Source organism: Citrobacter sp. Colony219, from assembly GCF_019382635.1.
In the GTDB taxonomy this organism is placed as follows: Bacteria; Pseudomonadota; Gammaproteobacteria; order Enterobacterales; family Enterobacteriaceae; genus Citrobacter; species Citrobacter youngae.
The window spans coordinates 1796771-1809678 of the sequence record NZ_CP080033.1; the positions used below are offsets into that span (position 1 = coordinate 1796771).

The following is a 12908-nucleotide window of genomic DNA, read 5'->3' on the forward strand; positions in this document are numbered from 1 at the left end:
CATCCTGCACGACCCACCACTAACTCAGTTAGTAAGTAGTATCCAGCGTAGTATCGGGTGATTAGCTCAGCTGGGAGAGCACCTCCCTTACAAGGAGGGGGTCGGCGGTTCGATCCCGTCATCACCCACCACTCGGGGCGTTAGCTCAGTTGGTAGAGCAGTTGACTTTTAATCAATTGGTCGCAGGTTCGAATCCTGCACGCCCCACCACTATTTTGGTGGTTCCGAGTAAAAAATTTTCAGGTAACACCCAAATGGGGCGTTAGCTCAGTTGGTAGAGCAGTTGACTTTTAATCAATTGGTCGCAGGTTCGAATCCTGCACGCCCCACCAATATTGCGGTGGGTTCCTGAAAAGAGTAAAGCAGTAAACCCCATATGGGGGCGTTAGCTCAGTTGGTAGAGCAGTTGACTTTTAATCAATTGGTCGCAGGTTCGAATCCTGCACGCCCCACCAGTGTAAAAAGGCGCCCTAAAGGCGCCTTTTTGCTATGCGCAGGATTTTTGATTCGAACCTGCTTGCCGGATGTGTTTCGCTTATCAGCCCTACAGACGACACGACTCATGTAGGCCGGGTAAGACGTCAGTCGCCATTCGGCATGCATCACACGCAATTCTTGTGACTTTTCTACACCAATCCGCTATCTTGTTTAGCATATAAAACAAATCTAACCGAATACAGCGTGCGCCACGCTTTTAATCGGTTATTTCGTTAAGCCAGTAAAACGAGAAAGCAAGATGAGCGTGATGTTTGATCCAGAAGCAGCAATTTATCCGTTTCCGCCGAAGCCAGCACCGCTGAGTGTGGATGAAAAGCAATTTTATCGTGAAAAAATCAAGCGCCTGTTGAAAGAGCGTGATGCCGTTATGGTCGCGCACTATTACACCGATCCTGAAATTCAGCAATTGGCCGAAGAGACCGGTGGCTGTATCTCAGATTCGCTGGAGATGGCGCGGTTCGGATCAAAACATTCTGCCTCTACGCTGTTGGTTGCAGGCGTGAGGTTTATGGGGGAAACCGCCAAAATCCTCAGCCCGGAAAAGACCATCCTGATGCCGACCTTACAGGCGGAATGTTCATTAGATCTGGGTTGTCCGATTGATGCTTTCAGCGCGTTTTGCGATGCGCATCCGGAACGTACTGTGGTGGTTTACGCCAATACCTCCGCTGCCGTTAAAGCACGTGCGGACTGGGTTGTCACGTCCAGTATCGCGGTAGAACTTATTGAGCACCTTGATAGTTTAGGTGAAAAAATCATCTGGGCTCCGGACAGACATCTGGGCAACTACGTGCAAAAACAGACCGGTGCAGACGTTCTTTGTTGGCAGGGGGCCTGTATCGTCCACGACGAATTTAAAACTCAGGCTTTAACACGCATGAAGGGGCTTTACCCTGATGCTGCGGTGTTGGTGCACCCGGAGTCCCCTCAGTCTATCGTTGATATGGCCGATGCGGTTGGCTCAACCAGCCAGTTAATCAACGCAGCTAAATCGTTACCGCATCAACAGCTGATTGTGGCGACTGACCGGGGCATTTTTTACAAAATGCAGCAGGCCGTTCCGGATAAAGAATTGCTTGAAGCGCCGACAGCCGGTGAGGGGGCAACCTGTCGCAGCTGTGCGCATTGTCCGTGGATGGCGATGAACGGCCTCAAGGCGATTGCTGAGGGCCTGGAACAAGGCGGAGCGGATCATGAGATACATGTTGATGCTGCGCTGCGAGAAGGGGCGTTGTTGCCGTTAAACCGCATGTTGGAATTTGCGGCTACACTTCGAGCTTAATTATTTATTTTTGCTCTGGGGGAAAAGATGGACTTTTTTAGCACGCAGAACATTCTGGTACATATTCCGATCGGCGCTGGCGGTTACGATCTGTCGTGGATCGAAGCTGTGGGGACGATCGCCGGGTTGCTGTGTATTGGCCTGGCGAGCCTTGAGAAAATAAGCAATTACTTCTTCGGCCTGATAAACGTCACGCTGTTTGCGATTATCTTCTTTCAGATCCAGCTTTATGCCAGCCTGTTGCTGCAAGTCTTTTTCTTTGCCGCCAACATCTACGGCTGGTACGCCTGGTCCCGGCAAACCAGCCAGCATGAAGCGGAACTTAAAATTCGCTGGCTACCGTTACCAAAAGCGCTGGGCTGGCTGGCGGCCTGCGTGGTAGCGATCGGCCTGATGTCGGTCTATATCGATCCGGTGTTTGCGTTCCTGACTCGCATTGCGGTCAACATAATGCAGGCATTGGGGTTACAGGTTGCTGTGCCTGAACTGCAACCCGATGCGTTCCCGTTCTGGGATTCCTGCATGATGGTGCTATCGATTGTGGCGATGATCCTGATGACGCGCAAATACGTTGAAAACTGGCTGCTGTGGGTAATCATCAACGTAATCAGCGTGGTGATCTTTGCCCTGCAAGGGGTGTATGCCATGTCGCTGGAATACATGATCCTGACGGTTATCGCCCTCAACGGGAGCAGGATGTGGATTAACAGCGCGCGTGAACGAGGTTCCCACGCGCTGTCTCATTAATGGTGATGATGTGAATGGCCGGACACGCCCTGATACAGGTGGCAGTCCGGCCCATTGCATGGCTGATACTCCATCTGGATCGTCGCGTGTTCAATCTGGTAGTGATGGATAAGGAAATGCTGAATACGTTCCAGCAGGGCATCATGATCGTGCGGCGGGATCACCTGCACATGCAGCGTCATGACCGGCTTTTCACCCACCATCCAGACGTGGACATGGTGCACATTGCGAACTTCGGGAATATCCCGGCAGAGATGTCGCTGTAGGGCGGCGATATCCAGCGCATGAGGTGCGCCCTCCAGCAATTCATTGACGCTATCTTTTAACAATCGCCAGGCACTGCGCAGCACCAGTACGGAAACCAGAATAGAGAGAATAGGGTCCGCAGGGGTCCAGCCCGTCCAGATAATAATCAGCGCAGCGATGATCGCCCCGACCGAGCCGAGTAAATCCCCCATTACATGCAACGCTGCGGCGCGGACGTTGAGGTTTTTCTCTTCACTGCCGCGATGTAAAACCCAAAAAGCAAGCACATTGGCCAGTAAACCCGCGACAGCAATAACCATCATCATGCCGCCCGCCACGGGACGAGGTGTCTGGAAGCGCTCAATCGCCTCCCAGACGATTAAAATGGTGATAACGACCAATGCGATGGCATTAACGAATGCAGCCAGCGTCGTGAGCCTCAGCCAGCCGAAAGTGTGGCGTATTGTAGGCGGGCGACGGGAAAACTGGACGGCCAGCAGCGCGAAAAGCAGTGCTGCCGCATCCGTAAGCATATGCCCGGCGTCGGCCAGCAAGGCCAGCGAGCCGGAGAGTATCCCTCCCACCACTTCAACCAGCATGAACCCCGCTGTAATGCAGAAGGCGAACAGCAGTCGACGGGCGTTATTATCCTTTGGCTGGTCAGGGGAAGTATGAGTATGTGAGTGCGCCATTGTGCCATCCCTTTGTTATTCTCACCTTTACTGTATGACATCATACCGTTTTTGGGGGGATAAAATTAAAAAGGAGAGCTTCTATTCTCCCGTTATCAGCCACGTAAATATTGGGCATTGCCTTACAGTACAGTGGGTAAAAATCCACAATGTGCATCGATAGCCAGCACAGAATTTTGAAAATAATAATAAAATCAGCAATTAAAGTTGGAATTTGCGGTTTGGATCTGATTATTCGCTACATTCTTGCGTTTTTTTGCGTAATCCCGGGATAACACGGTTCGTACTGTAAAACCCCGTTTACACTTTATGACTGAAGATATAGATTGGAGGGATTGCATTCATTTATATAAGTATGGCAACGCTGGAATAATCATGAATTATCAGAACGACGATTTACGCATCAAAGAGATCAACGAGTTATTACCGCCAGTCGCACTGCTGGAAAAATTCCCCGCTACTGAAAATGCTGCAAACACGGTGGCTCATGCCCGTAAGGCGATTCATAAAATTCTGAAAGGGAGCGACGATCGCCTGTTAGTGGTGATTGGGCCGTGCTCTATTCATGATCCGGCAGCCGCCAAAGAGTACGCCGCTCGCCTGCTGGCGCTGCGCGAAGAGTTAAAAGGCGAGCTTGAAATCGTCATGCGCGTCTATTTTGAAAAGCCGCGTACCACCGTCGGCTGGAAGGGGCTGATCAACGATCCGCACATGGACAACAGCTTCCAGATCAACGATGGGCTGCGCATTGCACGTAAATTGCTACTGGATATCAACGACAGCGGATTGCCGGCTGCGGGTGAATTCCTCGACATGATCACGCCGCAATACCTCGCCGACCTGATGAGTTGGGGCGCGATCGGGGCGCGTACCACTGAGTCCCAGGTACACCGCGAGCTGGCATCGGGTCTGTCTTGCCCGGTTGGTTTTAAAAACGGTACCGATGGCACGATCAAAGTCGCGATTGATGCAATCAACGCCGCAGGAGCGCCACACTGCTTTCTGTCCGTGACCAAATGGGGTCATTCGGCGATCGTGAATACCAGCGGTAATGGCGATTGCCATATTATTCTGCGCGGCGGCAAAGAGCCAAACTATAGCGCTCAGCACGTCGCAGACGTAAAAGAAGGTCTGATTAAAGCAGGACTCTCTGCGCAAGTGATGATCGACTTTAGCCATGCCAACTCCAGCAAGCAGTTCAAAAAGCAGATGGATGTTGCGAAAGACGTTTGTGGACAAGTCGCTGGCGGCGAAAAAGCGATTATTGGCGTGATGATCGAAAGCCATCTGGTCGAGGGTAATCAGAACCCGGATAGCGGTGAGCCGCTGACCTACGGCAAAAGCATTACTGATGCCTGCATTGGTTGGGAAGACACCGATGCAGTGCTGCGCCAGCTGGCGGATGCGGTCAAGGCGCGTCGCGGTTAAAGTTATCTTCCTCCCTTATTAAAACCGGCGAATCAGGCCGGTTTTTTTAATTAATATTAATAAGCTCATTTTATTTATATACTCAATATATTTCTAAGGTGAATATAAATATATTCCTAATTTTATCATTCCTGTAATAAATATATTAAATCCAAGGTTATCATATTCCCAGGATTTAATATAAATATAAAGGGATGAATATGAATAAAAGCTTTAACATCGTCTGGAATACCGCGCGTAATATGTATGTCGTGGCTTCTGAATTTGCACAGGGTGACAGTCAGATAAAAAGCCAGGCCAGGGCGGCAGGCATCGCCACGCTGCTGGGGTTACTCTCTGGTCCGGCGATGGCGGATTATACCCCGACTGTTGTGGCCGGTGAGTCCGTTAGTGGAGAGACCCTGAATGCCACAGATGACTTTCAGGATGTCTACGGCAGCGCCTTCAATACGACGATAGAAGACGGGTGGCAGGTGGTCATGGACGGCGGACTGTCTCAGGATGCGCAGGTAACGGGAGGCACTCTCCAGATTCAGGAGAATGGCACCTCCGTGAATGCCGTGCTGAGCGGAAAAGGCCAACAGGATGTCTATGGTACAGCAGAACACACTACCATCAATTCGGGAGCAAGAAACTATGTGTACGGAACCGCAGTGGATTCCGTCATCAATGTTGGTGGGAAGGAACGCGTTTTTGGGTTATCCAGCGGCGCGACCATCAATAACAAGGGTGTGCAGGAAGTCTATGGTATCGTTAAAAACACGACTGTAAATCAGGGGGGGGCGCTGGTACTTAGAACACACGAGGACGGCATAGAAATAGCCAGTTTCGCCAGCAACACTACCGTCAACAGCGGCGGCTCACTCTGGCTGGAATCAGATTATGCCATCCTTGAAGGTACTACCCTGATTAAAACCGGTGCCACCGTTAATGCCGTAACCGGTGTTATCACCAACAATGGGATCCTGGATTATGACCTCGACGCGGGAGCCTCCCGTACCGAGAGCAACAGCATTCAGGGCATTGGGTCCCTGCAAAAAACCGGGCAGGGTACGTTGCTGCTTACCGGTAACAACACTTACGCTGGTGACACGCTTGTCGACGAAGGCACCCTCTGGCTCGCTGATTCTGCCGTTATCGGCGTCCCCACAGTATCTGGCTCATCTTCGCAGTTAATGGCCTACCTACCTTCCGGCTCTGTCAGCGTCGCTGCAGGGGCAACCCTCGGTGGTACCGGCGTTATCAATGATGATGTCTCGAATGCTGGCAACATCGCCATCAGTCAGAGCAATGAGACCGGTCACACCCTCACAATTAACGGCAATTACACCGGTAATAATGGCACGCTCTCCCTTAATACACAGCTGGGGGATGATGCCTCCCCGACGGATAAGCTCCTCATTTCCGGCGATACCGCAGGCACGACCACTGTCTTTGTTACTAATACTGGCGGGGACGGAGCTCTCACCACGCAGGGGATCGAGGTGATAGATGTCGGCGGTCAGTCTGACGGCGTCTTCACCCAGGGCAACCAGGTTCAGGTCGGATTGTATGAATACCGCTTGTATCAGGACGGTGGTGACTGGTATTTGCGCTCGCAGACCGTTACCCCGGTTAATCCTGACGATGGTGGAGATGTCACTCCGGTTAATCCGGATGACGGTGGCAATGCCGTCCCTGTGAACCCTCAGTATCGCGCTGATATCGGCGCCTATCTCGGCAACCAGTGGATGGCGCGTAATCTGCAAATGCAGACCCTTTATGACCGCGAAGGCAGCCAGTTACGTACCGATGACGGCAGTATGTGGATGCGCTTTAAAGCAGGTGATGCATCATCACAGGCTGCAAACGGTCATGTGGATATTGACAACAACTATTCTCAGCTCCAGATTGGCGGCGATATACTGAGCTGGGATGATAGCGTGCAGAGCCTGAAAGCAGGGCTGATGGTGAGCTATATCAACGCCGATACGGACAGCACCGGTAACCGAGGGGCGGATGGGAGCCAGTTTTCTGCCAGTGGTAACGTAGCCGGTTACAATCTCGGGGCTTATGCCACCTGGTTTGCGGATGTGAAGGACCATAGCGGGCTGTATGTGGATAGCTGGTACCAGTACGGCCTATACAATAACAGCGTAAATAACGGCGACGTGGGTTCAAAGGATTATGATTCGACAGCCAGCGCTGTTTCTCTGGAAACGGGCTATCGGTATGACATCGGACTTGAAAACCTGAACACTGTCAGCCTGACGCCACAGGCTCAGGTGACATGGCAGCAATATAAAGCGGACGCGGTTGTGCAGAATGGAACGCGTATTGATGGACAAAACGGTGACAGCTGGACCACGCGCCTCGGACTGCGGGTAGATGGCAAGCTGCACAAGAATACCACATCGGTTATCCAGCCGTTTGCGGAGGTGAACTGGTTACACACCAGCGATGATGTTGCCGTTTCGTTTGATGGCGCGCAGGTGAAGCAGGATCTTCCGGCAGATCGCGCCGAGGTGAAAGTAGGTATTCAGGCGAATCTGAATAGCCAGTGGAGCATCACGGGTCAGGTTGCTGGGCAAAAGGGATGTAATGATTATGGCGATCTCAACGGTAGCCTGGACGTCCGTTACAGCTGGTAAAGTGGCATAAAAAACAGAGTAATCAGGCCTACAAGCAAGCTTGTAGGCCTGATGAAATTACTTCGCTTTACCCTGGTTGGCTACCGCTGCAGCTTTTGCTGCGATCTCGTCAGCGTTACCCAGATAGTAATGTTTGATCGGCTTGAAGTTTTCGTCGAACTCATACACCAGCGGTACACCGGTCGGGATGTTCAGTTCGAGGATCTCATCTTCGCCCATGTTATCCAGGTATTTCACCAGCGCACGCAGGGAGTTACCGTGAGCGGCAATAATGACGCGCTCACCGCTTTTCATGCGCGGCAGAATGGTTTCATTCCAGTAAGGGATAACGCGATCGATAGTCAGTGCCAGGCTTTCGGTAACCGGAAGTTCTTTGTCGGTCAGTTTGGCATAACGCGGATCGTGACCCGGATAGCGCTCGTCATCTTTAGTCAGTTCCGGTGGGGTGACCGCAAAGCCACGACGCCATTGCTTAACCTGCTCGTCACCGTATTTTTCAGCAGTTTCGGCTTTGTTCAGCCCCTGCAGTGCGCCGTAATGACGTTCGTTTAGTTTCCAGGATTTCTCAACCGGCAGCCAGGCCTGATCCAGTTCGTCCAGGACATTCCACAGGGTGTGGATGGCACGTTTCAGCACAGAGGTATAAGCAAAATCGAAGCTGTAGCCTTCCTCTTTCAGCAGTTTACCTGCCGCTTTTGCTTCGCCCACGCCTTTTTCAGACAGGTCAACATCATACCAACCGGTAAAGCGGTTTTCGTTGTTCCACTGACTTTCACCATGACGTACCAGAACCAGCTTAGTTACAGCCATACACTCACTCCTATAAATCATATTGAATGATAATAATTCTCATTATATTGCCGTAAAGTGTCAGCGGCAATGCTTACGCATAACCATAGCGAAAATAGCGGCACAGTGTAAGGTTCTTGTGAACTCAAGGTTGCGATTTTGTCTTTGAGTGGGGTGGTTTTGAGCGGATCTCGCGTGGGGATAAATGACGAGCCGGGTATCGGCTCGTCACGGTTAACTATCAGGCAGGAATAAACCGGTATTCCGTCACGCTGGCGTATTCTTCGCCCGGTCGCAGGAAGCAGTCTGGCTGCGGCCATTCCGGATGATTTGGGCTGTCAGGCAGAAACTCACTTTCCAGCGCCAGTCCTTGCCAGTCTTCGTAGGCGTCAGGCCCACGGGATGGCGTACCACCGAGGAAGTTACCGGAATAGAACTGCAATGCCGGGGCAGAGGTGTAGACCTCCATTTGCAGTTTTTCATCCTGGGACCAGACCATGGCGACCGGTTTGCGGGCATCGCCTTGCGTCTGTAACAAGAAAGCGTGATCGTAACCTTTCACCTTGCGCTGATCGTCATCGGTCAGAAACTCGCTGTCGATGCGTTTAGGTGCACGGAAATCGAACGAGGTGCCCGCCACGGGTTTCAGTCCGTCATGCGGGATACCCATTTCATCAACCGGCAGGTACGTATCGGCCAGAATCTGCAGCTTGTGCTGGCGGACATCCGTTTTGTCGCCGTCGAGGTTGAAATAAACGTGATTCGTCAGATTCACCGGACAGGGCTTATCCACTGTCGCACGGTAGGTAATCGAAATACGGTTATCATCGGTCAGGCGATATTGCGCGGTGGCGCAGAGGTGACCCGGAAAGCCCTGATCGCCATCGTCAGACGTTAAGGCGAACAGCACCTGACGGTCATTCTGATTGACTATCTGCCAGCGACGTTTGTCGAAACCGTCCGGCCCGCCGTGCAGCTGGTTGTCGCCCTGGCTTGGTATTAATTCAACTGTTTCGCCGGCAAAAGTATAGCGGCTGTTGGCGATACGGTTAGCGTAGCGGCCAATCGAGGCCCCCAAAAATGCGGCCTGTTGTGGGTATTGTTCCGGGCTGGCGCAACCGAGTAATGCTTCGCGCACGCTACCATCGCTGAGCGGAATACGGGCAGACAGCAGCGTCGCGCCCCAGTCCATCAGCGTGACCACCATCCCTGCGTCATTGCGCAGGGTGAGCAGGCGAAACGGCTGACCGTCCGGAGCCTGCACGGGGATTTCGTTTAACATTGTCCGGCTCCTTGTGAGGGTTTGCAGACGTAGAATGTTTCTTTGATACCGGTTTTTGCTTCGTACTGCCCGGCGACAGCCTGCTTCACGGCAGGCACCAAATCTTGTGGGATCAGCGCCACGATGCAGCCGCCGAAGCCGCCACCGGTCATGCGTACACCGCCTTTATCGCCGATGGTCGCTTTGACAATCTCTACCAGCGTATCAATTTGCGGCACGGTAATTTCAAAGTCATCGCGCATTGAAGCATGAGATTCCGCCATCAGTTGGCCCATGCGTAGCAGATCGCCTTTTTCCAGCGCCTGTGCTGCTTCAACGGTACGCGCATTTTCTGTGATGACGTGGCGGACGCGTTTGGCGACAATCGGATCCAGCTCATGGGCGACGGCGTTAAACTCTTCAAGGCTGACATCACGCAGCGCTGGCTGCTGGAAGAAACGCGCGCCGGTTTCACACTGTTCGCGACGGGTGTTGTACTCACTGCCAACCAGCGTACGTTTAAAGTTACTGTTTATGATCACCACCGCCACACCTTCCGGCATGGAAACGGCTTTGGTGCCCAGCGTACGGCAGTCGATCAGCAGCGCATGATCTTTCTTGCCCAGCGCGGAGATGAGCTGGTCCATAATGCCGCAGTTACAGCCGACAAACTGGTTTTCCGCTTCCTGGCCGTTCAGGGCGATCTGCGCGCCGTCGAGCGGCAGGTGATAGAGCTGCTGGAACACGGTGCCCACAGCCACTTCCAGCGAGGCGGAAGAGCTTAAGCCCGCGCCTTGCGGGACATTACCGCTGATCACCAGATCCGCGCCGCCAAAGGCATTACTGCGTTTTTGTAGATGCTTCACCACGCCACGCACGTAGTTCGACCATTGCTGGCTATCGTGGGCGATAATCGGCGCATCGAGGGAGAACTCATCAATCTGATTGTCGTAATCAGCGGCGATCACGCGAACTTTTCTATCATCGCGCGGCGCACAACTGATGACGGTTTGATAGTCGATGGCGCAGGGCAGAACGAAGCCGTCGTTATAATCGGTGTGTTCGCCTATCAGGTTTACGCGACCCGGAGCCTGAATAGTATGGGTGGCAGGGTAGCCAAACGTTTCTGCAAACAGAGATTGTGTTTTTTCTTTCAGACTCATTATTTAAACTCCGGATTCGCGAAAATGGATGTCGCTGACCGCACGCAGTCGCTCAGCCGCTTGCTCTGCCGTCAGGTCGCGCTGGGTTTCAGCCAGCATTTCGTAACCAACCATAAACTTACGTACGGTCGCGGAACGCAGCAGCGGCGGGTAAAAGTGTGCGTGCAACTGCCAGTGACCATTCTCTTCGCCGTTAAACGGCGCACCGTGCCAGCCCATAGAGTAGGGGAAAGAGCACTGGAACAGGTTGTCATAACGACTGGTCAGTTTTTTCAACGCCAGCGCCAGGTCAGCACGCTGTTCGTCGGTCAAATCAGTAATACGCAGGACATGCGCTTTCGGCAGCAGCAGCGTTTCGAACGGCCATGCAGCCCAGTAAGGGACAACCGCCAGCCAGTGCTCGGTTTCTACGACCGTACGGCTGCCGTCCGCCAGTTCGCGCTGGACGTAATCAACGAGCATTGGCGTGCCCTGTTCAGTGAAGTACGCTTTCTGTAGGCGATCTTCACGTTCGGCTTCGTTGGGCAGGAAACTGTTGGCCCAAATTTGTCCGTGGGGGTGCGGGTTCGAGCAGCCCATCGCCGCGCCTTTATTCTCAAATACCTGCACCCAGGGATAGGTTTTTCCTAACTCTGCGGTTTGTTCCTGCCACGTCTGTACAATTTCTGTTAGCGCAGGGACGCTGAGCTCTGGCAGCGTTTTACTGTGATCGGGCGAGAAGCAGATCACGCGGCTGGTACCGCGTGCGCTCTGGCAACGCATTAGTGGGTCGTGGCTGTCGAGCGCGTCCGGGGTATCAGACATGAGAGCCGCAAAGTCATTAGTGAAGACATAGGTCCCGGTGTAATCCGGGTTTTTGTCACCGGTAACGCGCGTATTGCCCGCGCACAGGAAGCAGTCCGGATCATGCGCGGGCAGTACCTGCTTAGACGGAGTTTCCTGCGCCCCCTGCCAGGGGCGTTTGGCGCGATGCGGTGAAACGAGGATCCACTGCCCGGTGAGCGGGTTAAAACGGCGATGTGGATGATCGACAGGATTGAATTGCGTCATGATTGGTCCTTAATCCGAATATCCCTGTGGATGGCGTGATTGCCAGTGCCAGGTATCTTGTGCCATTTCATCCAGTGTACGCGTCACGCGCCAGTTAAGTTCGCGGTCTGCTTTGCTGGCATCGGCCCAGTAGGCAGGCAGATCGCCGTCGCGGCGTGGAGCAAAATGGTAGTTCACTGGCTTACCGCAGGCTTTGCTGAAGGCGTTGACCACATCCAGTACACTACTACCAACTCCAGCGCCAAGGTTGTAAATATGCACACCCTGTTTGCCCGCCAGTTTTTCCATTGCGACAACGTGACCGTCGGCAAGATCCATCACGTGGATGTAATCGCGAACGCCGGTACCGTCTTCGGTCGGGTAGTCATTACCAAATATGGCCAGAGACTCACGGCGGCCCACGGCAACCTGCGCGATGTAAGGCATCAGATTGTTAGGGATGCCTTGCGGGTCTTCGCCCATGTCTCCTGACGGATGTGCGCCAACCGGATTGAAATAGCGTAACAACGCGATGCTCCACTCAGGTTGTGCTTTTTGCAGATCGGTCAGGATCTGTTCCACCATCAGCTTACTTTTGCCGTACGGACTTTGTGGTGTACCGGTCGGGAAGCTTTCAACGTAAGGAATTTGCGGCTGATCGCCATAGACTGTGGCGGAGGAGCTGAATATGAAGTTTTTCACGTTGGCGGCGCGCATCGCATTGACCAGACGCAGAGTGCCGTTGACGTTGTTGTCATAGTACTCCAGCGGTTTAGCAACGGATTCGCCGACGGCCTTCAGACCGGCAAAGTGGATGACCGTATCGATGGCATGATCGTGCAGGATTTCGGTGATCAGCGCTTCGTTACGGATATCACCTTCGACGAATGTCGGATGTTTTCCACCTAAACGCTCAATAACGGGCAGTACGCTGCGCTTACTGTTGCAGAGGTTATCAAGGATCACGACGTCGTGGCCATTCTTAAGCAACTGCACACAAGTGTGGCTTCCAATGTAACCGCTACCACCTGTAACCAATACTCTCATAATTCGCTCCGTTATGCCTATATCATGTAATGAAGATAGCATAACAAAGTTGTGAAAAGTGTGACATGGAATAAATTAGTGGAATCGTTTACACGC

The 12908-nt window shown here is 52.8% G+C and carries 10 protein-coding genes and 4 tRNA genes; 8 read left to right on the forward strand and 6 right to left on the reverse strand.

The window, feature by feature from the left end:
• Window positions 1-55 precede the first annotated feature (55 nt).
• The 6 genes from JTI85_RS07815 to pnuC all read left to right on the forward strand — a co-directional run bounded on the left by JTI85_RS07815 (window position 56) and on the right by pnuC (window position 2527).
• Window positions 56-131: transfer RNA gene (locus tag JTI85_RS07815), tRNA-Val, on the forward strand.
• A gap of 3 nt (window positions 132-134) precedes the next feature.
• Window positions 135-210: transfer RNA gene (locus JTI85_RS07820), tRNA-Lys, on the forward strand.
• Window positions 211-256: 46 nt separating this feature from the next.
• A tRNA-Lys gene (locus tag JTI85_RS07825) sits at window positions 257-332 on the forward strand.
• A gap of 47 nt (window positions 333-379) precedes the next feature.
• A tRNA-Lys gene (locus tag JTI85_RS07830) sits at window positions 380-455 on the forward strand.
• 281 nt (window positions 456-736) lie between these two features.
• Entirely contained in the window at window positions 737-1780 is a 1044-nt protein-coding gene (nadA, locus tag JTI85_RS07835; RefSeq protein ID WP_219352381.1) for a quinolinate synthase NadA, read from the forward strand.
• 27 nt (window positions 1781-1807) lie between these two features.
• Complete coding sequence (pnuC, locus tag JTI85_RS07840) at window positions 1808-2527, forward strand: nicotinamide riboside transporter PnuC (RefSeq protein ID WP_061067547.1); 720 nt, start codon at window positions 1808-1810, stop codon at window positions 2525-2527.
• On the opposite strand, the gene zitB is transcribed toward pnuC, so the two are convergent.
• Window positions 2524-3465 carry a CDF family zinc transporter ZitB gene (gene zitB / locus JTI85_RS07845; protein WP_219352382.1) on the reverse strand — a complete coding sequence of 314 codons (942 nt, stop codon included), beginning with the start codon at window positions 3463-3465 and terminating at the stop codon, window positions 2524-2526. The genes pnuC and zitB overlap by 4 nt on opposite strands.
• 375 nt (window positions 3466-3840) lie before the next feature.
• Between zitB and aroG the strand changes: the two genes are divergently transcribed.
• Entirely contained in the window at window positions 3841-4893 is a 1053-nt protein-coding gene (gene aroG, locus JTI85_RS07850; RefSeq protein ID WP_003831449.1) for a 3-deoxy-7-phosphoheptulonate synthase AroG, read from the forward strand.
• A 200-nt stretch (window positions 4894-5093) separates the two neighbouring features.
• Complete coding sequence (locus JTI85_RS07855) at window positions 5094-7523, forward strand: autotransporter outer membrane beta-barrel domain-containing protein (protein WP_219352384.1); 2430 nt, start codon at window positions 5094-5096, stop codon at window positions 7521-7523.
• 57 nt (window positions 7524-7580) lie between these two features.
• On the opposite strand, the gene gpmA is transcribed toward JTI85_RS07855, so the two are convergent.
• From gpmA to galE, 5 genes are all read right to left on the reverse strand, one after another.
• Window positions 7581-8333, reverse strand: coding sequence for a 2,3-diphosphoglycerate-dependent phosphoglycerate mutase (gpmA, locus tag JTI85_RS07860; protein WP_003022999.1), 753 nt, complete (start codon window positions 8331-8333; stop codon window positions 7581-7583).
• A 220-nt stretch (window positions 8334-8553) separates the two neighbouring features.
• The gene (galM, locus tag JTI85_RS07865) at window positions 8554-9594 is read right to left on the reverse strand and encodes a galactose-1-epimerase (protein ID WP_048212233.1); all 1041 of its coding nucleotides are present in this window, start codon (window positions 9592-9594) and stop codon (window positions 8554-8556) included.
• Entirely contained in the window at window positions 9588-10736 is a 1149-nt protein-coding gene (galK, locus tag JTI85_RS07870; RefSeq protein WP_115600753.1) for a galactokinase, read from the reverse strand. Before galK ends, galM begins: the two co-directional genes overlap by 7 nt.
• Window positions 10737-10739: 3 nt before the next feature.
• On the reverse strand, window positions 10740-11786 hold the full coding sequence (gene galT / locus JTI85_RS07875; RefSeq protein WP_101741883.1) for a galactose-1-phosphate uridylyltransferase: 1047 nt from the start codon (window positions 11784-11786) through the stop codon (window positions 10740-10742).
• Between the two features lie 9 nt (window positions 11787-11795).
• Window positions 11796-12812, reverse strand: a complete 1017-nt coding sequence (gene galE / locus JTI85_RS07880) for a UDP-glucose 4-epimerase GalE (protein ID WP_040232497.1) — start codon at window positions 12810-12812, stop codon at window positions 11796-11798.
• Window positions 12813-12908: the final 96 nt, after the last annotated feature.

Coding starts and splice junctions, on each gene's coding strand:
- pnuC (WP_061067547.1), top strand. CDS start 1,808: ATGGACTTTTTTAGCACGCAGAACATTCTGGTACATATTCCGATCGGC.
- nadA (WP_219352381.1), top strand. CDS start 737: ATGAGCGTGATGTTTGATCCAGAAGCAGCAATTTATCCGTTTCCGCCG.
- zitB (WP_219352382.1), bottom strand. CDS start 3,465: ATGGCGCACTCACATACTCATACTTCCCCTGACCAGCCAAAGGATAAT.
- galM (WP_048212233.1), bottom strand. CDS start 9,594: ATGTTAAACGAAATCCCCGTGCAGGCTCCGGACGGTCAGCCGTTTCGC.
- aroG (WP_003831449.1), top strand. CDS start 3,841: ATGAATTATCAGAACGACGATTTACGCATCAAAGAGATCAACGAGTTA.
- JTI85_RS07855 (WP_219352384.1), top strand. CDS start 5,094: ATGAATAAAAGCTTTAACATCGTCTGGAATACCGCGCGTAATATGTAT.
- galT (WP_101741883.1), bottom strand. CDS start 11,786: ATGACGCAATTCAATCCTGTCGATCATCCACATCGCCGTTTTAACCCG.
- gpmA (WP_003022999.1), bottom strand. CDS start 8,333: ATGGCTGTAACTAAGCTGGTTCTGGTACGTCATGGTGAAAGTCAGTGG.
- galK (WP_115600753.1), bottom strand. CDS start 10,736: ATGAGTCTGAAAGAAAAAACACAATCTCTGTTTGCAGAAACGTTTGGC.
- galE (WP_040232497.1), bottom strand. CDS start 12,812: ATGAGAGTATTGGTTACAGGTGGTAGCGGTTACATTGGAAGCCACACT.